This window comes from Chloroflexota bacterium (genome assembly GCA_026706485.1).
Lineage (GTDB): Bacteria > Chloroflexota > UBA11872 > UBA11872 > UBA11872 > JAJECS01.
Genome location: JAPOYR010000002.1, coordinates 1 through 21,490 on the forward strand (window position 1 = coordinate 1; position 21,490 = coordinate 21,490).

Here is a 21,490-nt window from a genome sequence, read left to right on the forward strand (position 1 = left end):
TAATCAGCAAGATCATCACCGTAATCGTGATGATAGTTCGCAGGACATTCAGTAAGGGGATTATATACTTGGCTTGACAACGGGGGCGGATTCCACTACTCTTAGGGTAGGTAGTGAAGGGAGCACACGACATGGCCGGACCTGGACGAGCACACCGCGAGGGCATCAGCCTGATGGAACTGGCCGACCGGTTCCCGACCGAGGATGCCGCCCGCCAGTGGTTCGAGAATCAGCGCTGGCCGGACGGCGTGCGTTGCGCCCGCTGCGATGGCGACAAGGTCACCCCGGTAGCCAGCGGCCAGCCCATGCCCTACCGCTGCCGCGACTGCCGCAAGTACTTCTCCGTCCGCACGAACAGCGTCATGGAGCGCTCCAAGATCACGCTGCGCAAGTGGGCGTGGGGCATCTACCTGAGCACCACGAACCTCAAGGGCGTGTCGAGCCTGAAGCTCCACCGTGACCTCAACATCACGCAGAAGTCCGCTTGGTTCATGGCTCACCGTATCCGCGAAGCGTTGACCGCCGACGGTCACCTGCTGGCCGGGCCGGTCGAAGTGGACGAGAGCTATTTCGGCGGACGCGAGAAGAACCGCCACGCGAAGGACCGCCAGCACGCGGGGCGCGGCACCGTCAACAAGGCTCCGGTCATCGCCATGCGCGACCGCACCACGCGCGAGGTTCGCGCCAAGGCGATCGCTACGGTCACCCGCTCCCTGCCAGCCAGCTTCATCGCCAGCAACGCGGCGCCCAACGCGATGATCTACACCGACGAGCACCCCATTTACTCGCACCTGTCCAACCACGAAACCGTCCGCCACAGCGTCGGCGAGTACGTCGCGGACCAGGCGCACACGAACGGCATCGAGTCGTTTTGGGCCATGCTCAAGCGGGCCTACCACGGCACGCATCACTACTTCAGCCCGAAGCACTTGCAGCGCTACGTGGACGAAATGGCGACGCGCCAGAGCTTGCGCGAGATGGACACGGCGGACCTCATGGGTGAGCTCGCGGCCCGCATGGTCGGTCAGCGGCTCACCTACACCGACCTCACCGCCGGCGGCCCGGCGTACCCCAAGCGGTAGCAGCGGGAGCGCTTGTCAAGAAATGATGGACGCGCTAGCGTACGGCTATCGCGTGAACGTGATTGCCCATGGGGAGTGGATAGGCCATGCGCAAACGGAGGGCCACCAAGCCAGCGCGACGGCTACCCGTCGTCGTGCCACCGAATACCGCAACGCCCGAGGAATTGGCCCAAGCCCTGTTGCGGCCGCCGGCCCCAGCCCCGAAAGTCTCCCAACCGCGCTAACATCCTGTTAGGCGGAGGGCGGCGGACTCGAACCGCACCGGATGGGTTAGCATCCGGCCGTGGGTGTCCAAGACCCCGGCAGATCCTCTCTGCTTCACCCTCCGCAAAACGCTAGCCGTAGGGATTGTGTGGGGAGCCTACGGCTAGCGCCCCAACTGGAGCTTGGCCCGCAGGTAGGCCATGCCGCGGTCACCCTTGACGCGGTTGCACGCGCCACAGAGCAGTTGGAGATTGCCCACGTGGTCGGTGCCGCCTGCGGCCCGCGCGATGATGTGGTCCACTTCAAGATTCTGGATGCGAAAGTGCTCGCCGCAGCCCGCGCAATCGCCCCCCTGCTCGCCGTATAGCGCCGTCTTGTGCGCCACTGGCGGCGGGAGCGGCCCGAGGTCCGTGCGAGCTGGCCCGTCCGTGCGCGTCGTGACGTAGCCGTGGTGAAACAGTGAGCCGATGCCTAGCGGCGGCGGCTCTTGGAGCCGGAGGTTTACCAGCTCGACGGCTTTAGGGCTGATATCGACACCCGCCCACTGGCGGTCCAGAAGTTCCGCCGCGACGCATGCCGTGGCGCAGCCGCAGAACGGGTCCAGCACGACGTCGCCAGGGTTGGAGCTGGCGGCGATCAGCCGCTGAAGGAGCGCGAGCGGTTTCTGCGTCGGGTAGCCGATGCGCTCCTTGGCGAAACCGGCAATAATCCCGATATTCCACACGTCGCGTTGTGGCGTCCCCTTGGATCGTTCGCCGGTTGTGAGCTTGCGGGAATCGGTGACGGGGTCTTGCAACACCTTCTCGCCCTTGAAGCGCCGAAGCGTGGACTCGCTGGGCGGCTCGAAGCTCACGTTGAACGGGTAATCCCCCCCCCCCCGTGTAGAACAGCAGCACGTCGTGCATGCGCTGAAAGCGCTTCTGCTTCGCCGGCCAGCGCCGATAGGACCAGATGACCTCATTTTGAAAGTTGCGCCGCCCAAAGATCGCGTCCATCAGTAGCCTGAGATAGGGGCTCATGGTCGGATCGCAGTGGACGTAGATCGACCCCGCCGGCTTGAGCACGCGGCGCAATTCGAGCAGCCTGGCGGCCATGTAGGCGAGATACGACTTGTCGCCGTCCGTCATGGCCGCCAGCAGCACGCGATAGACGCGCGGGTGCTTGGCCTCGATGAGATTGATCCACTCCGCGTCAACGTCGGAGAGCGTCCATGTGTCGCTGAATTCCGCCCCGGCCGCCCGTGAACCGATGGGCGCGGCATAGTCGGCGTTGGAGTTGAAGGGCGGGTCCAGGTAGATCAGGTCAACGCTGGCGGCATTCATCCCCCGCAGAATCGGCAGGTTGTCGCCGGTCCACAGCGTGCGATTGCGCCAGTTGGGAGCCATGGCGCGGAGGGTAGGCCGATTGGCTCACCGCGTCAAGCCAAGTATATAATCCCCTAAGCAAAACACAGGCGAAGTCCGCATCAGTCAGTGCCTCAAGCTTCTCTATCAGTGTATCCCCGACACCTGGAATATTCTGCAAGATGATCGGGTTTACCTGGACTCGTCGCAGGATCAGCTCCAAATCATCTCGAGCATCCGTGTTGTGACCGTACACGACGAACACCCTACGTTCAGATTCACTAGGAGCTTGGGGGGTTCCCTTTTCAATACCATGCTCTTGTCCCCAGCATCTGCCGCATCTGGCCCTGCCTTGACGAATTCCTCAACTGCCGACTTGAAATCGCTCTTGGGTCCACCGAATGTGAACTTTCCTGTGTTATACAGATTGACCTTTACACCCTTTATCAACTCGAACTCGACGGCGTGCTCTATGTCACGTGAGTCGAGAACCCAGCCTTTGCTATTGAGAGCAGCCTCTAACTCGTCCTTTCTCCATCGTGTCATCTTTGCCTCCACTCACGCCGGTTTGGGCCGTAAATCACCGACCAAGTCTCTATCGCGGCAGCACCACTTGGTAGCATACGACTCCCTAGTTGCCCTCTGTTATCGGCTCTGGTGCTTGGGGGGCTTCGACCGGGCGCAGTCCGAATCTCGCAACGACTTCAATGGTTCGACGGGCGCAGTCCGGTACGCTCACCCCGGCACTCTCGTACTCCCGGCGCAGATTCGATAGCTCACGGCGGACCAGATTGTTCCTGCCGATCGAGAGGGCTTGGTCTGCCTCGCGGAAAGGGACCATGTGCTCGGCCGACACGCTTGAGACGGCGAAAAGGGGAGCAACGGGTTCGTGCGTCTACTTCGCTATCTCGTGCGCCCTCCAAGCGGGCACATGCGCCGTCATAAGCGCCTTGAAGAGCTTCCCGTGGTTGGGCACGTGCAGATGGAGCAGTTCGTGCACGATCACGAAGTCTTGGAACCCGCCTTCCTGGTAGCTCAGGTCGGTCGCGAGCGTGATGATTCCAGACGTCGAGCAAGACCCCCACTTGCGTGTCATGTCGCGGACACGTACTCGCGGCGTGCCAACGTGCAGACGCTCCGCCCAATACTCCACGCGTTGTCGCATGTCCTCGTGCCGGTTGTCATGCGTCGGCATCAGCGTCTCCGCCCAGCAGGACTATTAGGACGTGATCGACGATTCGACCCCGCGCGTGACCGTCGACGCCCAACAAGGGGTGATACAGCGAAGCTCGCAACCGCCGCCGCTCGTCAGCGTTGACGGCGGCGTTGGGGAACCGACCCACAAGGGCCTGGGCCTCTGCCGCGAACTGCATCACGCTCACGCCGGCGGCTGTGAGCGCCGGGTCGTCCTTCAGCGTCCAGTAGATCGCGAAGGCTCTATTAGGGAGGGTACTCTCCCTCGCGGCGGACACGGCGATATCCTTCTCCCTGGCGAGGGTCTCGAGGACCTCCATCGCCGCGAGTCCGGTTGTCGTGCGCTCCTCAAGATCCTTGAGCACGTGCTCGGCGCGTTCCTTGATGGGTCGCAGCACAGACTCAAGTTCCGGCTCGCGTTCTACCTCTGCCTGAAGACCGCGCACCAGGTTGAACACCTTGGCTTCATCTGGCCCGGATTCCTTGCGGAGCGCGGCGAGCGTGCGGAGGTCGAAGGTCACGGCCTTGGTGAGGTTCCCCAGGCCATACATCGCCGCCGACTCTTCCACGAGCCGCTGCGTCTTGTGGGCCAGCTCGGTCACGAAGTCAGAACGGTCGGCGTAAGCGTTGCGGACAACCGCGTAGAGCCTGACCAGCCGCTGAAATGGTCTGATGTGGTCGCGCAACTCGGCTGATGGAGATAAAACCTCCCAGAGCGCTTCGATCTCCTTATAGGCCGAATAGAACTCCTCCCTAGCTTCAGGCGACAGGAAGCGACCAAAAACGATCTGCTCTAGGTGCGCGTCATCGTCGGCGCTCGTTACGTACTCGGCGCTCGCTTCGGCCGCTTGGAGCTGCCCTTCGGCGTGGTCAATCGGCACGTCCAGGTATTCCGCTCGGGCCTTGGACATCTTGGATCGAAAGTCCCGCATCAGCAGGTCCAGGTCCTCGATCACGCCGCTCACGTCCGACGAGTCGAATTGCAGCGCCTTCCTCAGTTCGCGCAGGACACCCACGAAGTCCACGACCAAGCCGATGGGCTTGCCAACGCCATTCTGGTCCACGTAGGGCCGGTTCACGCGTGCGATGGCCTGCAGCAGCACGTGGTCGCGCATGGGCTTGTCGAGGTACAGGCAGTACAGCAAGGGCGCATCGAAGCCGGTCAGCAGTTTGTCCGTGACGATAAGGATCTTCGGGTCCCCGTTCGCCTTCTTGAACGTCAGGCGGGTGTCCTTTTCTTGCACCTCCGATAGCTGCAGCTCCGCGACGAGCGGCCGTTCGACCACGTCATTGGTGTTCTCCGAGTACACCGGCACGGTCCATTCCGCGGGCAGCAGCTGGTCCAGCGCACGCTTGTACTTGGCGCAAGCCTCGCGGTTCACACCTACCAGGAACGCCTTGTAGCCGAGGGGCAACACGTTCTCCTGGAAATGCTGGGCCACGAACGCCGCGACCTTCTCGATCCGGTCGGCCGCGGTCAGAAATGTGCGCAGGCCCACGGCTCGGTCCAGCACGCGATTAAGCTCGTCGACGTCAGTGACGCCTTCCATTTCCGCCAAGGCGAAGAACTCCCGGTCGAGTTGTGCTGCGGGCACCGTCAACTCGCTGGGCGCCAACATGTGGCGAAGCGGCAGCGTCGTCTCATCCTCGATGGACTCGGCTATCGAGTACTTGTCGAGGTAGCCCTGATGGTCGTCGGCGCCGAAAATCTTGAAGGTGCCTTCGCCGTGCTCCGTTCGGGCGATTGGCGTGCCGGTGAATCCGACGATGGTCGAGTTCGGCACCGCCGCCATGAGGTACGTGCCCAGCTCCCTCGCCACCGATCGATGCGCCTCGTCGATGAACACGTAGATGTTGTCGCGGAGATTGGCGTCCTTCTCGATGCCCTCGAACTTGTGGATCATCGAGATGATCAGCCCTCGCTTGTCAGTGGCCAAATGCTCCCGCAGATGCTCCTTCGAGCTGGCGCGCCAGACGGTAATGTCCTGCTGCTGCATTTCGCCCAGCAGCCGCTCGACCCAACCGGCAAGTTGGCCCTCCAGCTCCCGGCGATCCACCACGACGACCACCGTCGAAGCGCCAAACCGGTCCTTGGATTCCAGGATCAACCGGGCGGCGGTCAGCAGCGTGAACGTCTTGCCGGAGCCCTGGGTGTGCCAGACGAGGCCCCGGCGCTTCGCCGGCTCGGCGCAACGTTCGACGATGCGGTCAACCGCGCGGCGCTGGTGCTGCCGCAGCACGGTCTTCCGCGTCTCGCCGTCCTCCACGTAGAAGAGAATCCAGTCGCGCAGCGTGCGCAAAAAGTCGGTCGGCTCGAAGAACGATTGGACGGCGAAGCGATAGCTCTCCTCGGGGCGCTCCTTCCACCGCGCCATGTAGCGACGAGACAGGTTCCAGGTGACGCCGTACCAGTAGTCCACCAGGTGGGTCACGTTGAAGAGCTGCGCCGCGCCCATCAGTTCGGGCGTCTCCGTCTCGTAGCGCCGCAGCTGCGTGAGGCCCCGCTCGATAGCGTCGGCGTCCGTCGGATTCTTGTGCTCGACGATGGCAACCGGCACGCCGTTAATCACGAACACCACGTCGGCGCGGTTGCCCTTGCGGGCAGGCGGCTTGAGCCGCCATTCCCAGGTCACGTGGGGGACGTTAGTCGACGGGTCGTCGAAGTCGATGAGCGTCACCCGCCGATTGCGCCGCTCGGCCTCGTCATACCATTGCCGCTCGCCTCGCAGCCAGGCGAGCATCCGCCGGTTGCCCTCGATGGTCGGCGGGAGCGCTTGCAAGTTTTCCACCACGGAACGCACGGCGTGGTCCGTCATCCAGGGGTTGAATTGGCGCAGCGCTTCTTCGAGCTCACCCCGGAACACCAGCCCGGCCTCGCCCTCTCGCATGGCCAGGGCATCCACTGGCCGCACAGGAATCCACCCGACCTCCGCCGCGTGGCGGACCATCGGAAACTGAACTGTGCCGGCTTCTGTGATGTTGAACTCAGTCATGGTCGGACTCTATAGGCCCTATCGCGTCCCCGATTGCACCCCATCGTGCCCCTGTCTCTGCTCTTGCCCAAGACGCCCTCATAACGCCCCCAAGACGCCCCTAAACGCTGTATAGCGCCCCTAGCACGCCCCCTGTTCACGTCTCCACCGCCCAGATCGCCCCCGACCTGGGGACATCACCAACCCTCTATCCCTCAATTCCTCCAATATCCTCCGCACCTGGCGCTCACTGACGCCAGGACCCAGCCGGGCATGAATCTCGCGGCGCGTCAAACCATCCGGCGCACCGTCCAGCAAGGCGAGGACATCCTCCTGCCTTTCGGCGGGGCCGGCCTCGCCGCTGCGTCGCTGTGGGACGAATCGACCATGCCGGAACCGGACAGTCACGGCCCCGCCGTCATCCTCGATCTCCGGGCCCGGAAGGCCGGCGCTGCTCGCGAGTTCCGCCATCTTCAGCGTCCCACTTCCCCACTCCTCGATGATCCCGCGCCGGTAGAAGGTGCGCGCGATCAACGGGTTCCACGGCCTGGACTCGTGTGGACCAAATAGCTTCTCCGGCGTCAGGCCAAAGTGCAGCGAGCCGGAGGACGTGACCTCAAGACGGTCGTCGTAGACCGCTATGCCAACCGAGCCGCCGCCGATGGAGTAGTCACGATGGCACAGGGCGTTTGCCAGCGCCTCCCGAGTGGCCAGGGGCGGGTACAGGGGCTCGTCAATCCGCTCGAAACGGTCCTGCTCGAACCGCCCGGCGATGGGCAGGGTATCCCGCAGGAATCGCTCCGCGTTCGCCAAGAGCATGAAGGCGTTGCCATTGAACTGGCGATTGTCCAGGAACTCCATCCGGTCGAGTCCCCGGAAACGGGCGATACGAAGCAGGCACTGCGGCATCTCGAACTCCAGCCGCTCCGTGCTGCCGAACAGCACCGCCGCCGCCCGAAGCAGCACGCCGTCACGCAGTAAGCCGAGTCCGCGTAGCAGGTCGGTTGGTTCTCCGCTTACAGGCTCCTCAAGCCGCCCGCGCCTGACCGCCTCCGCGACAGTCCGGCGAATCTCCGCCGCGTCAAGGTCGTCGACGGACCACCCGGCGGCGGGCTGGTTCTCCCAGCGCTGCTCGCTGTGCATCCGCTCGAAGAGCATTCGGTTGTACTCGTCGGCGGACATTCCCAGCGTGGTGTTCCCGATGCGGCGGTAAGCAGTACCCCGGTAGGAATACGGCCTCGATGCACCCCGGGCTGTGCTGACCAAGATGACTTCACGGCCGCCGTCCACGGGGACCCGCTCGACCTTCGGAAACGCTGGAGGGTCGATTCGCCGAAGCTCGGCGCTCAACTCCTCGATGGTGCGCTCGCTGACTTGCTGCCCAACCACGTCTCCGTCTGAGGTCACACCAAACAGCACCTGCCCGCCGCCCTGGTTCAGGAAGGCGCACGCTGTCCTGGTGGCATCCCGGCGCGTCCCGGTCGTAGTCTTCAATTCCAGCGTCTCAGACTCACCGGCTGCAACGAGAGCTGTGACTTCGTAGAGCCTCAAGGCAGAGACCTTGTACCAATCCAGTAGTTCAGATTATCGTGGAGATCGAGGTGGCGTGTCAGGTTAAAGAGAATATCCTTGGTTTCTTCCAGGTATTTCTCGGCTTCCATACCAGTAGGCCGATAGCCTCGTTTGTGAACGACAGCATTGCGTATTACATTGATATCTGTATGTTTCAACCGTACAAGAAACGGAACCATTTCCCTATCACTCAGATCTCTGATCCTGCATTCTGACGTGTTCTGAGAATTGAGGGATGCAATTCTTCTTTCAGACGTGTCTAAATCCGGCACTGGAAGTTGATCAGTGGCAACACTCAGAAAGATATTTCGCATTTTGCCAAAGGCCCATCCCCGTGTCTTACGTTCGAGCTTCCTGGATAGCGTATTCATCCGATCTAACTTCTCCGAATGCCTGAGATTAGGATCTGCGATAAAAAGTTTATACAGAAGTTCAACTCGTAGGAATAGACTGAAAAACATCTCATAGGCCATAGTCAAATTGAGAATGCAGTACATGTACTGCTTACGCTCAAAAAGCTGGTGGCAATCGAAAACAAGCATCTCGTGACGCTCGTTTGCCGTGTCACTAACAATACGGAACGGCTTTTGACAGCTGTCTTTCAAGCACTTCACATCCTCCCCCCATATAGGCTCAAATGTTCCAATATCAGACGCGCGGTTGAATATACACTCGTGACCGCACCAATGGCAGTCTGCTATGACATTCTCGTAATTGGCGTGCTTTATGTAGACTATTGGAAGCATGCATTCCCCCTTATGGCTGCGATGGCGCAGCTTCAACGTAGTCGGCTATCTGCCATTGGTCCTGTTTGAAGCCCTATGAAATGATAAGGGATCCAACTCCCTCGCCCGTACCTCACCCGTCATCAGCTTGTGCAGCAGAGTCTTGAACAACTCCTCTAGGATCATCTGCTTCCTTCTGTGCAGATCGATCTTGCGGTCGACCGAGTCGAGGACGGCGACGATACTCCGCTGCTCGTCGATGGCGGGCAGCGGAAACAGTACCGTACGGAGCTTGGTCGCATTGATGTTAGCTTGCCCGACGGCGCGGCTAGCGAGCTTCTTGATCTCCCCCTGCGTTCTCGGCCAGTTCATGAAATAATTCAGAAACTCCGGGATGCATCGGCCGGCATCAACCACAACGCGTACGAGATAGGACGCAAAGACAGCGGGTCTATCCTCGTCAATAATCGCCATGCGCCCAACCAAGTCGATGCTGTTTGTGCGATTGAAGAGGAGATCGCCAGGCTTTACCCGGAACCGGTCGTAACTCTCGGCATCTAGATCGACGAACTGGATATCTCGATAATGCACCTTGCCGTCTTCCTGGCAGTTCATTCGCAGGATTGGGTAGGTACCGGACGTTCGGCCGCGCATTGATAGGCCGTATTGAGTGGCCACGGCCACGTCGTTGATTGTCGTAATCTCCCAACTCTCCGGCACCGGCCCAATCTCCGTCTCCTTCTGCGCCTCTCCCCGCAGCCCGTGCGTGAACAGCGTCTGCATCGTGGCGCGCTTGAGAGATTGAGTTGTTTGAATCGATTGCGTCTCAAAAGCCTTCAGCCGTTGAATCATCTCCAAGGGGTCCGCGATTGCCGTTTGCTCTTCGGGCTCGAATCTTGGGAACGGCAGATTGAGGAGCACCTCGGTGGGTACGCGCTGTCGCCCGGTCGTGCCTTCCATACGCTCGGCGACGTGATGGCGGACATCAGGATGTAACAAATAGAAGAACAACAGCCGCCTGTCTTGTCCTTCCTCGCGCGGTCGAAGCGGGATCACCTCGGTAGTGGCGAAACCGAAGCGTGCCGGTAACTCGGTCGCTAGAGCTTGCTTTCCGTTCTCGAACGATGGCGTGATCTTGGCGATCAGAGCATCGCCACGCTCGAAGTAGGTTCCACTCCTGATTTCACCCGGCGATCTCAGTGCGTAGTCAGGCTCGTACGCACCGCCTTGCGGAACGGCGCCCATCGGCACGAACGGGACTACAGGCAACGAATCCATGTCAAGACCACGAGGCTTTTTCGTGACTTCGTAGGCGTCTCCCACTCGATCCCACTCGCGAGCTTCAGTGAGTGCAGCGTCAAGGAGACTCATCAGCAACCCCAGCCAAGAGTTTATGCAGCGAAGCTGAAAGCTTGTTCGCTTCCTCGTCGAGAGCGACAAGCTCCGCAAGCAGATCGCGAACCGAACCCGCTTCTGTTGAGTTTGTCTGCCCCACCCATCGACTCGGACTAAGGTTGTAGTCAGCCTCCGCCGCCTGCTCCCGCGTGACGACGGCCACCTCGCCCTCCACCGGCTCGCCTTTCAGGAACATCGCTGCCAGCGGACGAATGTCGTCCTCCGGGATGTAGTTCTTGGGCCGCCCTTTGCGCACACGCCGGCTGGCGTTCAGCAGCACGATCTTGCCCTGGCGCACAGCTGGCTTGCGCTTGGATAACACAATGATGATTCCGGCGGCGCTGGTGTTGTAGAAGAGGTTGTCCGGCAGCAGGATCACGCCGTCGACCAAGTCCCGCTCCACGAACCACCGGCGGATGTTGCGCTCCCGGTCCTCGTGCCGGCTGCCGGAGCCGCGCGTCACCGCGCCGGTGTCCAGTACCACCGCCGCCCGCCCGCGCTCGTTCAGGCAGGCCAGGGCGTGCTGCAGCCAGGCCCAGTCCCCCTTGCCGGTGGTGACGCCGCCGGCGCCGCGGAACCGGTCGAACGGGTCGTTTTCAAAGACATCGGGGCTGAAAGGCTGATTCCACATTGGATTGGCGACGACGATGTCATGGGTGGCGATGCGCCCGGCGGCATCCTTGAACTTGGGATTGAGCATCGTGTCGCCGCGCTCGATCCGGACTTCCATGTCGTGGACGATGGCGTTCATGTGGGCCGTTGCATAACTCTCGGCTTGCAGCTCCTGTCCGTACAGCTTCAGTGGGACGCGACTGGTCGGATCGAGTTCGCGGGCGGCGAGTTCAAGCTTGACCAGCAGCCCTGCCGAGCCGCACGCGTAGTCGTGGCAACTCTCGCCAGGCCGTGGGCGCATGATGTGCGCCATCAGGAATCCGACCTCAGTTGGCGTGAAGAACTCGCCGGAGCTGCGACCGGAGCCTTCCGCGAACTTCCTGAGCAGGTATTCGTAGGCACGACCCAGAAAGTCGGGCTGCACGTCGGCGAGGCCGAGGCGGTAGCGGGGGTCGGAGAAGGTCTCGACTACGGTCGCCAGGCGGGCCGGATTGACGTCCCGCTCCCCGCTGCGCTCAGCCGCAAAGTCCACCAGGTCGATCACGCCGGAGAGCGACGGGTTCCACCGCACGACCGCGCGCATCGCCCGCGTCAGGTGCTCGCCGATGTCGCGGGGGCGGGTGCTGCGGCCCTGGGCGTCCAGGGACCAGTCGTGAGTCTCTCGACCGTTGACCACGCTCCACCGAGCCTCAGGCGGCAAATAGAATCGCAGCAGGTCGTGGTCGCTCTCCGCGATCTCTTGCGCGACTACACGATCCCCGAACTCTTGGGCTAGACGCTCGATCTCGTCGTCGAACACGTCGGACAGGCGCTTGAGGAAGAGGAGCGGTAGCAGGTAGTCCTTGAACTTAGCTGCGTCCTTGGCCCCTCTGATCGAGCAGGCCGCATCCCACAGCATCTGCTCCATGGGCTTGGTTGTGGGAACTGCGGCTTGCCGGCGACGGGACCGCCGCCGAGTCACACTGGCCGCTGATTCCACCTCGTCAATGGCCAGATCAGTGGTGTCAATGCCTGCATCGGCAGCAAGGGCGGCGATCGCCGTCCGCGCCGCCCTCTGTGGCGTCGTGACACCCCCCTCCCACCGATTCACTGTGGCGAACGACACGCCAAGCCGCTCCGCCAGCTGCTCCTGTGTCAGATCCAGCTTGGCACGAACGGCGTGTAGGGTCGCTCGGACCGCCTGCTTGTCTGCTACACTTACCATGTACAAGTCTCAGGTCTTGTAATACCGCTTAATTCGGCTGAGTCATCGCGATAGCCACGCAGCATAGGCTTCAACGTCAATCATCGGGACCGTGCCGCTAAACTGAAGCTGCGAGATCAGCGTTAGCAGGAATGCAGTCGCGGTCTTACCACCTTCATAGGTCTCGTACCGCGAGTTGGCCTCATCGAATCTGAAGTACCCGTGAGCCGCAACACAACCAAGGTCGAGATGGTCATCACTCTTCCCATCACCAAGTGCTGTGCGCAAAGGTTCGCCAAGGGCGGGCTGCCAATCACTGTCTAAGGTCAACAGCCCTCCACATATTGGAATAAGCGGCTTCGGTGGATAGGTTCCTCCTGCATGGGGAATCGGTAGACTGGTTCGGTGAAGCTGACGAACACTGGCCACCTTCTCACGTGCATATTTGACGTGCTCTGCATTGAGCGTCTGCTTCGCCTCAAACGCAGCATAGACGCTTTCTGAGGGAATGATTTTCTGCTCTTCGTAGCGGAAGATGAAAGGTGAATACTGACGGTCGTATATGACCACATCGATCTGATCACTGAATGCTCCTTTGCTATCGACCACATGGGCTTTGGCGGCCTGGTATCGTTTGGGCAAGTACGTGTTGAGAAGGTCCAACCAAACACCCTCGGTGGCATCTCCCTTTGTGCCTGGGTGTGCGAAACTTTGGCGGGCGGTCTCCAGGCGTCGCTGGATGTCGTCGTGCAGTCCGGTGAGAAGTTGGTTCAGTGACCACTCGCTCACGATGCACCATCCCGAAACGGTGCTGTCGGGGACATGTTTCGAGCGATTTCCAGTGCTCGGTTGGGATCGGCTGGACTATCCGGATAAGCATCAAGCACGATGGCCGGCAAGAGCCGTTGCGTGAGATCCGAGAAAGTAAAGCCGTAGCCACAGTCCTGTTGAGGTCCCGTGGCTGCGATCAAGACCGAAACTTGTGGGTCTGAGAAACCCAACTGGTGCAAGGGCGGCTCTAGCATGGCCAAGCGCTGCTCGGCGTCCGGCCGGGCGAATGTCAGGATATCTGCTGCGCGGCGTTGTACCGCCGGGTCTAAGGCCCCGAGCCGGTTTGTGCACATGATGACGGCAGCGGGGAGTTTGCCACGGCCAAGGCGATCTATCCCTCGTATAAAAGCGTTGACGCCTGCCCTATCCTCATGGTGCATTTGATGTGCCTCGCGCGATTGGGCGATGGCGTCCGCCTCATCTACCAGGAGAATGACGGCTCCTCGTGAAGTCCCGCTGGAGTCCTTGAGCTTCCGAGCTTCCTCTAGAGTGTGATCGAAAGCAGCGGACAATAGCTGGGTCATCTCGCCCACGCGTCCCTGTCCACGCGTAGAGAGACTCATCGGGAAAAGGTTGATGCTAACGCCCTCCCGGCGGGCAACATCGTCGCCGATGGTCTCCGCGAGCTCAGATTTTCCGGATCCGACATCACCAGCAAGTACAACAAGAGGCGGCCTTCTCAGCACTACATCGAGCAGGCTATTAGCTCCAGGGTGGTACTTCCTCGCCCAAGAATCCAGGCCGGCCGGGTTGATGAGTAGTCCTAGGATTTTCGCTAAGCGTGCCTTATGTTCATCTAGCCCTACCAGGCGAGCCAAACGCTCCCGCGCATCCACATCTGGATAGGTGATTGGACGGTCAAACAGGACATCGATGGTCGGCCGAGTCGTCACCGGTAGCTCCTCAAGCTGGCGCGATCAAGGGCACGACCACCCGCCGAGTAGGTCAGATCTTGGCTCCAGTATCCGTTGATGCCGGGTTCTGCTCCCGCAGTTCTTTGGAAGGGGAGCCTCTTGGCGAACTCCTCCTGCTGCTTCCACGTCAACTGGTTCCACGCAGAGTTGTAGGTTAGGTAGCTGTAGAAGGACGCTCCGCTTACCTGGGCGCCGGGTCGAATCCGTCCGGGGTCATCATCGTTAGCAGTGATACCCATTAGATCTCGTGCTGTGTAGAACAGCGTCGGTTCGATCCAGTAGCCATTCCTTCGAAAGCCATAGGCCACAGTGTCAAGGAGACCTTCCTTGAGGCACTCGATGGCCTTCGCTTCAAAGGCGCCGATCCAGTCGTCCGATGGCTCGTCGTAGAACCTCTGCATCCGCTTGAGGTCGGTGGCGACCTTCGCTGCTATATGCCTCGCATGTGTCCGGGTGAAGCTTATGGTGTCGGCAACCGTATAGCTGTAAGTCATCTTCTCCTCACACTTGAAACGAAGGGTCAAAGACCTTCCGCCAGTAGTAGACTGTCTCCTGCTTTGTCGGCGCAGCGAGGGCTGCGTCGATAGCATCGCCCGCGTCGAGGGCGGCGTCTACTATCGCGTCAGCCTCCGCGTCGGTATACAGAGCGGCAACGTTGTTCTCCTCATTTACCGGGTCGATGATCTGCACCGGATCGGAGAACTGACCAACCGCCGATGCTCGGTAATAGTCGGTGAATATGATCTTTTCCCGCATGTCGGTACGGGCGACGTACGTGAAGAAGTGCTGAAGGGCCTCAGGGTAGTCGGAAAAGTCGAGCCCTTTGTCGCAAAGATGGGAGAGGATCATCTCTATCATGAAGGACTTGAATCGAAAGCCCGGTAACTCAGTCTTTACCCTATCTGCCCAGAACTTCACCAGGCGTACCACCTGGGCAAAATACTGCTCTTGCGCCTTCTTGCGCGTGCCTATGAATTCAAGGTGAAGCGGGATACTGGTCTCTAGGAAGGAACCATCGTCTTGGCTGACAAGCCTCCCGTACCACTGCGGATCCCCATCGTAGAGGATCGGAACCACATCAACGTCGAGTCCCGTCCCGCGAAAAGAGACCGTGACACTGTATGTCTGGGGCTCTACCTGGTCTGGACTGAAGTTGGGGAACGCCTTGCGGAGGCGCTCAGCCAGATAGTCGAGGAGATCTGCCACATCCTGGGGTGTGTCAGCACCGCTGATGTAGCAGGCCAGGTCGATATCATTCAGCGAGCGCAGCGCCGTCCCCTTCGCAAGGCTGCCGGATAGCAGCATCTTCTTGAGAGTGAAGTCGGGATTCTCACTCAGATATCCGTCGAGCTTCTCCCGGAGGCGGCGAGCCTGTGCCCGAAATTCACTCGCCTTGTCTCGCGGGAGGTTCACCCTGTCCTGGGCGAACCTCGCGATGTCGAGATGATCAACATGCTGTCGCGCCATAGCCCTTACCTTGACCGGTCACCAGACTCTTCGGCAGCCAGTGCGGGGTGTCCGCCCGCAGCCTTCTGGGGCATGGTCGCGCCGCCCTCCCAGCGGTTCACCGTGGTGGACGACACGCCGAACAGCTCGGCGAGCTGCTCCTGGGTGGGGTCTATCCGTGCCCGGTTCGTCTGCAGAGTCGGGAGAATATGCCGAAGGTCTGCCATATCTGCCATGTATGCAGTATAGCATTTCATCAGTCAATGGCCTATACACCCGCCGGTAGTGCCCCAGAGGGCGGAGCTTGATGCAACGAGGGCCGGCCCTGCCCTTACAGACTCAGGGCGAACCTCAGGGTGAAGGTTCTTGATTTTATCCAGTTTGGTGGGCCGAGCGAGACTCGAACTAGGAAGCCAAGCGATTAGAAGAACCGCGCCGACACGCGCCGCTTCTGAGCGAGGCCAAACCTGTTACGGCTTCGAGGCCGATTTACAGGCCGTTGCCCCCTTCTTGGAGCAATGGCACGGAAATTCTACGCTATTTCGAGGGTAATTCCGCCTACGCCGGCGCCAGGAACTCGCAGGTCACGGCCTCAACCACGGGTCGCCGATGTACGGCACACAGATGCGGGCGGCTACGCAGGCGCAGACGTGCCGCAATGGCGACCATTGGAGCCCTCGCAATAGAGCTTCAGTGCCAGACCTGCAGTGGCTCCAGCACCGCTGAGGCTCGCTCGGTGGCCTGCTGGAGAAGGGCTCGCGATGCATGCCCATCGGCGAAAGCGCTGGCGTGCCAGGCGCCTCACTCCAGCAAGGCCAGGCAGGGCCGAGCCGAGCAGGCGATTGCCATCCGCGCGATGGTGCAAGGCATCGTCGACCCACCAGTGGCACGCCGCAATCGGCCGGCAACTGCGACGCGGTGCACGGTGAGGACTTTTCTTCCCGACGAACGGCACGGTAGCGGCCTGAGGCTCTCGCAGCCTAGGTGTGCTCTGTCGGAATGCCCCAAGGGTGCCGGAACTTCGCCCCGCCCGGAAGACAGGATTCCGTAAGCCGCCAATTCCCCCTTGATCGTTCGAGACGCCCGAGGCAGCCACTCTTGGTACGCGTAGCCAAGAGTCACCGGCCATCGCCTCGAAAGTGACGACATGCGTCCATCTAGAGTCACTGACCTGAAGAGTCCAGAAACCTGAAGAGCGCCGTGGCGTTTGGTAACTGAGGAGTACTTGACCCATCGTTAGGCGTCTTAATAGTCTTGGGCAGAGAAGACGACCTGCTTCGTCAACGACTACGCCTCGTAGCGCACGGTCGGGGGAAAGACATGGCCAACCGGATTCGGCTGCCGCACGAGGGCGAATGGGTGGATCGACTGTTGCGCGAGGTCAAAGATGCCGTCTGGGAAACCCGGACGGTGGTAATCGCCGACGTCAAGGTCACGTATTCGATCTGCGACCCATGGCCACTTGGCGGAGAGATTGCGATCTACGATCACGACGGAGACATCTACCTGCCAGAGAGCTATGTCAGATCCCACCCGTCGAATGCGGATCTGGTCGCATACCACGAACAGATCGAGATCGGCCACAAGCTCGCTGGTAGGTCACACGCGTACGCCCACCGTCGTGCACTGCTAATGGAACTATTGGCAGCCAAACAGAGCTATGACGAGGTCGGGCTGAGAGCCTACGTTCACCAGAGGGTGTTTGGCTATCCAGACTGGAAGATTCCTGACAAGGACGCCATTGAGGAGAGACTGTACGAGCTTCTCTCAGCTGATCGGCCGTTGCGGGGCAGGCTGATAGCGGTGATCACCGAAGCCAAGATGTAGGGCGATGGCGAATGCCTGCGAATCTACGCCCTGCGAGCTCGTTACGGAGCATTGGCCGCACACACGGACGACCAATCCAGTGGAGTGATCCCCCGTCTTCCGCGCGCTTCGCACCGGAACGACCACCACGCCCAAGCACCGCCAGCGCAAGTGCGTAGGTTCAAGTGGCGCACACGACTCGCCATGCCAACCGCGGCGTCACTTTGACAGTGCGGCGGAGCGCTTACCGGGGACAGCGGGTCCCGGCGGCGCCGGCAGTGTCGCCATGTTCCCTCAAGCCAGCACCTATCTCTTTCCCACGCCAGGTGCGGGCTGAGTATCGGTGCAAACGGGCCGATCGTGATCAGAGTCCCGACTCCTTCGGCCGCGAGTTGCAGCACCTAAGCTAGGCAGATGGCATGGCGTAGGCCCTTGTCCTTTCGCCCAGGCCAGGATGCACGCTGGCTCCTAGCCCGTCGGCTCCCCGCGGTGAGCGGGCCTCTCACGACGTTGCTTGGCGCACTCATCGTGGTGGGCGTACTCCAAAGCCTCGGGTTCATTCTCGCGACGGGGGTGCTCGTCGGCGCGGTGCCAGACGCCATCGGCGGAGGGCTCGGCTCCGCCGCGGGAACTCGCCTGCTGACCGCCCTCGCGGTGGTCGTGGTTCTCTTTGTGGTTGGGCAGGTGGTCGAGCCGCTGCGGTCCACGGTGGCCGACACCCTCGGCAGGCAGCTTGAAGGACACCTGCGGACCAGGATCATCGCCGCCTCGGTCGGCCTCCATCCGCCGACGGGGATCGGGCATCTCGAGGATCCGAGGCTTCGCGATCTCATCGCACGGGCACGGGGTGCCGCGCTTGGACAGCACACGCCGGCGATGGCCTTGCACGGGCTCGTCTACGTTGCCACCACGCGCCTGGAGCTGGTCGGCGTGGTCGCCATGACCGCGATCTACTTCCACTGGTGGCTTGCCGCGGGACTGACTGGAGTCCTGCTGGCGGCGAGGGTCCTCGTGCGCCGCCCATCGGCAGGCGTAGTGGCGGCGGTCGCGGACACGACGGCCGATCTGTGGCGGTCGGACTACTACGCCGACTTGGCCCTCGCACCCGGCGTGGCCAAAGAGACGAGAGTCTTCGGACTCGGCGACTGGATCGTCGACCGGTTTCGCGGCCACTGGTTCGAAGGCATGGAACGACTCTGGGCCGCCCGGCGTGCGGGCACCCAGGCGGCCGCTCCGTGGGTCGTCGCGATTGTCTTCCTCTCCGTACTCGCCACCCTGGTCATCGCCGGGCGTGCGGCCGCGAACGGCGACCTGAGCTTGACGGCCCTCGCCATCGTGGGCCAGTCCGTGCTCGGCATGGCCGGCATCCTCTTCAGCTTTCCCCAGCAGGAGCGGTGGCTTGACGAGGGGTCCCTCACAGTGCCCGCCGTTGAGGAGTTCGAACGGGAGGCGCGGTCGCATCGGCTGACCTCCGGCACTAGGAATCCAAGGTCGGCGGCCGGCACAGATATTCGCTTCGCAAACGTGTCGTTCGGCTATCCGGGAACCGACGTCGAGGTCTTGCGTCATCTCGATCTCAGAATCCCCGTCGGTCGGTCGCTGGCGATCGTTGGGACCAACGGTGCGGGCAAGACGACCCTCATCAAGCTGCTGTGCCGACTCTACGAGCCGACGGACGGCCAAATCGCGCTGGGTGAATCGGACCTGCGTGACCTCGATCTCGTCGCCTGGCGGCGCGAGATCGCCGTCATATTTCAAGACTTCGTGCGCTACGAGCTTACCGCCGCCGACAACGTGGGTCTCGGTGCGGTCGAACGGCGCTGGGACCGTGCACTGCTGGAGCGGTCGGCGCAGCGGGCTGGAGCCGACGACCTGATTGCGGGGCTCCCACACGGGTGGGACACGGTGCTGTCGCGGCAGTACCGCAACGGCTCGGACATATCGGGGGGAGAGTGGCAGCGCGTGGCCATCGCTCGGGCGCTCGGTGCCCTGGAGGCAGGCAGCCGCGTGCTGGTCCTCGACGAGCCCACGGCGCACCTCGACGTGAGGGCGGAGGTCGAATTCTTCGATCGATTCCTGGAGCTCACGAGGGGCGTGACGACGATCCTGATCTCGCATCGCTTCTCGACGGTGCGAAGGGCCGATGCCATCTGTGTGCTCGACGGCGGCCGTGTCGTGGAGCGCGGTACCCATGACGAGCTGATGGATCTTGGCGGCCACTATGCGCGCATGTACTCGATCCAGGCCGAGCGGTTCAGGGAACAGGCGGCTGAAGGTGTGGACCCGGATGGGTAAGCCCCTGCGCTCGATATGGCTCGTCGTGACGTTGGCCGCGCGCGCCGACCCCCGGCGGGCTTTGCTGGTCGCGCTGATGGAGCTGGCGAACGGGCTCTGCGTCGCGACGTTGCCGCTGTGGCTGAAACTGCTGGCGGACGCCGCCGTCGACCGTGACGCGACCATGGCGCTCGTGGCGGCCGCGGGCGGAGCGTGCGCGGTCACGATCGGGATCTTCGCGGGTTGGCTGGGAGCCAACGGCCAGACGGTTCTGCGAGAGCGAACCGGTCTCGCGCTCGAGGAACGTCTGGCCCGGCTCAGCCTTGGCGTTCCCGGCCTGGAGCATCACGAACGCCCCGACTATCGGGACACGCTCGCCCTGCTGCGCGAAGAGCGAGGCAGGCTCGGCGACTCCTTCTACGCGACGATTTCGGGGCTGCAGCTGGTAGTGCGCTTCGGCGCGACCCTCGTCTTGCTGATCACGGTCCACTTCTCCCTGGTGCTCTTGCCCGTCTTTGGGCTCGTTCTCCTGGAGACTGGACGAAAGGCCGAGCGGCTCCGCCAATCGGCGATGGCGGAAACGGCAGAGCCGTTGCGAACGGCGAACCACCTCGTGGAGACCGCGACCTCCGCCGGGCCCGCGAGAGAGCTGCTGGTCTTCGGTCTTGGGGATGAGTTCCTGCGGCGGCATCGAGCCATCTGGGGCGGGATCGATCGGGCGCGGACCAGGGCGGCTATCCACGAGGTGGCGCTCAAGACCGCGGGCTGGGTGGTGCTCTCGGTCGGCTACGCGGCGGCGGTTGCGCTTGCCACGTGGCTGGCCGTCGAGGGTCGGGCAACTGCCGGTGACGTCCTGATGACGCTGAGTCTGGCCGGCCAGGTTCACGGGTACGTCGCGGGCGGCGCGGGCCTGTTCGCGTGGATATTGGGCACCCTCAAGGCTGTCGAGCGGCTTCTGTGGCTGTCCGACTACTCGTCGGATGCCGCCAGGACCGATACCGGTCACACGCCTTCGCCGCGACGGCTTACGGCCGGCATAGACCTCAAGGACGTGTCCTTCACATATCCGGGAACCGGCAATGAGGTGCTCTCTGATGTTTCCCTGCACCTGCCGGCTGGCAGCACGGTGGCGATCATCGGGGAAAACGGTGCCGGGAAGACGACGCTGGTCAAGCTCCTGTGTCGGTTCTACGACCCGTCGCAGGGGCGCATCGTCATTGATGGGACGGGGCTCGATCAGCACGACCTTGAAGACTGGCGAGCGGGAGTAACGGCGGCTTTCCAGGACTTCGCTCGCTTCCAGTTCGTCGCCCGGGAGACCGTCGGCGTTGGGGACCTGCAGGCTGTCGAAGACCTATCGGCCGTGGAACGGGCGGTTTCCCGGGCCGGCGCCGAAGATGTCTCAGCGGGTCTGCCTTCTGGCCTGGAGACGCAGTTGGGACGGGAATGGAAGTGTGGGGTTGAACTCTCCGAAGGTCAATGGCAGAAGCTGGCTCTGGCCAGGGCGCTGATGCGGGAGCGGCCCGTATTGCTGATCCTGGACGAGCCGACGGCCAGTCTGGACGCGGAGACGGAATATGCGCTGTTCGCCCGGTATGCGTCCGCGGTGAAGGCGACGGCTTCTGAGGTTGGGACGATCACGATTCTGGTCTCGCATCGCTTTTCCACCGTTCGCATGGCCGACTCAATCGTCGTGTTGGACAGCGGCCGGGTGATCGAGGTCGGCAACCATGACGCGCTGATGGCTCGTGGCGGGCTCTACGCGGAACTCTATGGGCTGCAGGAGAGGGCCTATCGCTAAGGACGATGACGTCTTTGAGACCATACCCCCAAAGTGATCAAGCTCGGACGACAGATCCAGAGCGAATCTCAAGCGAGAGTTCTCGATGTTATCAAGTGTGGTGGGCTAAGACGCACGGACTCGCAAACTCTTCGGT

16 protein-coding genes and 1 tRNA gene are annotated in these 21,490 nt (G+C 61.9%); 4 read left to right on the forward strand and 13 right to left on the reverse strand.

Annotated features, from left to right (window positions below):
• The first annotated feature begins 131 nt into the window (after positions 1-131).
• Entirely contained in the window at positions 132-1,082 is a 951-nt protein-coding gene (locus OXG79_00345; protein ID MCY3782221.1) for an IS1595 family transposase, read from the forward strand.
• A gap of 234 nt (positions 1,083-1,316) precedes the next feature.
• On the opposite strand, the gene OXG79_00350 is transcribed toward OXG79_00345, so the two are convergent.
• The 13 genes from OXG79_00350 to OXG79_00410 all read right to left on the reverse strand — a co-directional run bounded on the left by OXG79_00350 (position 1,317) and on the right by OXG79_00410 (position 15,494).
• Positions 1,317-1,411 (reverse strand) — tRNA-Pro (locus tag OXG79_00350).
• Positions 1,412-1,449: 38 nt separating this feature from the next.
• Positions 1,450-2,139 carry a DNA methyltransferase gene (locus OXG79_00355; GenBank protein MCY3782222.1) on the reverse strand — a complete coding sequence of 230 codons (690 nt, stop codon included), beginning with the start codon at positions 2,137-2,139 and terminating at the stop codon, positions 1,450-1,452.
• A 703-nt stretch (positions 2,140-2,842) separates the two neighbouring features.
• Positions 2,843-3,187: a hypothetical protein gene (locus OXG79_00360; protein ID MCY3782223.1), complete on the reverse strand. Its 345-nt coding sequence runs from the start codon at positions 3,185-3,187 to the stop codon at positions 2,843-2,845.
• A gap of 337 nt (positions 3,188-3,524) precedes the next feature.
• A complete protein-coding gene (locus tag OXG79_00365) occupies positions 3,525-3,824 on the reverse strand; it encodes a M48 family metallopeptidase (protein MCY3782224.1) in 300 nt (99 codons plus the stop codon).
• Positions 3,811-6,816 (reverse strand): HsdR family type I site-specific deoxyribonuclease, encoded by a 3,006-nt coding sequence (locus tag OXG79_00370; protein ID MCY3782225.1) that lies wholly within the window; start codon positions 6,814-6,816, stop codon positions 3,811-3,813. The genes OXG79_00365 and OXG79_00370 overlap by 14 nt, the downstream gene beginning before the upstream one ends.
• A gap of 120 nt (positions 6,817-6,936) precedes the next feature.
• Positions 6,937-8,346, reverse strand: a complete 1,410-nt coding sequence (locus OXG79_00375; GenBank protein MCY3782226.1) for a putative DNA binding domain-containing protein — start codon at positions 8,344-8,346, stop codon at positions 6,937-6,939.
• Entirely contained in the window at positions 8,343-8,972 is a 630-nt protein-coding gene (locus OXG79_00380; GenBank protein MCY3782227.1) for a hypothetical protein, read from the reverse strand. The genes OXG79_00375 and OXG79_00380 overlap by 4 nt, the downstream gene beginning before the upstream one ends.
• Before the next feature lie 186 nt (positions 8,973-9,158).
• A complete protein-coding gene (locus tag OXG79_00385) occupies positions 9,159-10,415 on the reverse strand; it encodes a restriction endonuclease subunit S (protein MCY3782228.1) in 1,257 nt (418 codons plus the stop codon).
• 34 nt (positions 10,416-10,449) lie between these two features.
• Positions 10,450-12,303 (reverse strand): N-6 DNA methylase, encoded by a 1,854-nt coding sequence (locus OXG79_00390; protein ID MCY3782229.1) that lies wholly within the window; start codon positions 12,301-12,303, stop codon positions 10,450-10,452.
• Positions 12,304-12,345: 42 nt separating this feature from the next.
• On the reverse strand, positions 12,346-13,071 hold the full coding sequence (locus OXG79_00395; protein MCY3782230.1) for a hypothetical protein: 726 nt from the start codon (positions 13,069-13,071) through the stop codon (positions 12,346-12,348).
• Positions 13,068-14,006, reverse strand: coding sequence for an AAA family ATPase (locus OXG79_00400; GenBank protein ID MCY3782231.1), 939 nt, complete (start codon positions 14,004-14,006; stop codon positions 13,068-13,070). The genes OXG79_00395 and OXG79_00400 overlap by 4 nt, the downstream gene beginning before the upstream one ends.
• On the reverse strand, positions 14,003-14,521 hold the full coding sequence (locus tag OXG79_00405; GenBank protein ID MCY3782232.1) for a hypothetical protein: 519 nt from the start codon (positions 14,519-14,521) through the stop codon (positions 14,003-14,005). Before OXG79_00405 ends, OXG79_00400 begins: the two co-directional genes overlap by 4 nt.
• Positions 14,522-14,528: 7 nt before the next feature.
• Positions 14,529-15,494, reverse strand: a complete 966-nt coding sequence (locus tag OXG79_00410; GenBank protein ID MCY3782233.1) for a CBASS oligonucleotide cyclase — start codon at positions 15,492-15,494, stop codon at positions 14,529-14,531.
• A gap of 1,299 nt (positions 15,495-16,793) precedes the next feature.
• Here OXG79_00410 and OXG79_00415 point away from each other — a divergent pair.
• The 3 genes from OXG79_00415 (at position 16,794) to OXG79_00425 (ending at position 21,354) form a co-directional block, all read left to right on the forward strand.
• Complete coding sequence (locus tag OXG79_00415) at positions 16,794-17,300, forward strand: hypothetical protein (protein ID MCY3782234.1); 507 nt, start codon at positions 16,794-16,796, stop codon at positions 17,298-17,300.
• 468 nt (positions 17,301-17,768) lie between these two features.
• Entirely contained in the window at positions 17,769-19,574 is a 1,806-nt protein-coding gene (locus OXG79_00420; GenBank protein ID MCY3782235.1) for an ABC transporter ATP-binding protein, read from the forward strand.
• Positions 19,567-21,354: an ABC transporter ATP-binding protein gene (locus OXG79_00425; protein MCY3782236.1), complete on the forward strand. Its 1,788-nt coding sequence runs from the start codon at positions 19,567-19,569 to the stop codon at positions 21,352-21,354. Before OXG79_00420 ends, OXG79_00425 begins: the two co-directional genes overlap by 8 nt.
• Positions 21,355-21,490: the final 136 nt, after the last annotated feature.

Excerpts from the sequence above, each read along its gene's own strand:
- OXG79_00345 (MCY3782221.1), top strand. The coding sequence starts at position 132 with ATGGCCGGACCTGGACGAGCACACCGCGAGGGCATCAGCCTGATGGAA.
- OXG79_00365 (MCY3782224.1), bottom strand. The coding sequence starts at position 3,824 with ATGCCGACGCATGACAACCGGCACGAGGACATGCGACAACGCGTGGAG.
- OXG79_00370 (MCY3782225.1), bottom strand. The coding sequence starts at position 6,816 with ATGACTGAGTTCAACATCACAGAAGCCGGCACAGTTCAGTTTCCGATG.
- OXG79_00390 (MCY3782229.1), bottom strand. The coding sequence starts at position 12,303 with ATGGTAAGTGTAGCAGACAAGCAGGCGGTCCGAGCGACCCTACACGCC.
- OXG79_00405 (MCY3782232.1), bottom strand. The coding sequence starts at position 14,521 with ATGACTTACAGCTATACGGTTGCCGACACCATAAGCTTCACCCGGACA.
- OXG79_00410 (MCY3782233.1), bottom strand. The coding sequence starts at position 15,494 with ATGGCGCGACAGCATGTTGATCATCTCGACATCGCGAGGTTCGCCCAG.
- OXG79_00415 (MCY3782234.1), top strand. The coding sequence starts at position 16,794 with ATGGCCAACCGGATTCGGCTGCCGCACGAGGGCGAATGGGTGGATCGA.
- OXG79_00425 (MCY3782236.1), top strand. The coding sequence starts at position 19,567 with ATGGGTAAGCCCCTGCGCTCGATATGGCTCGTCGTGACGTTGGCCGCG.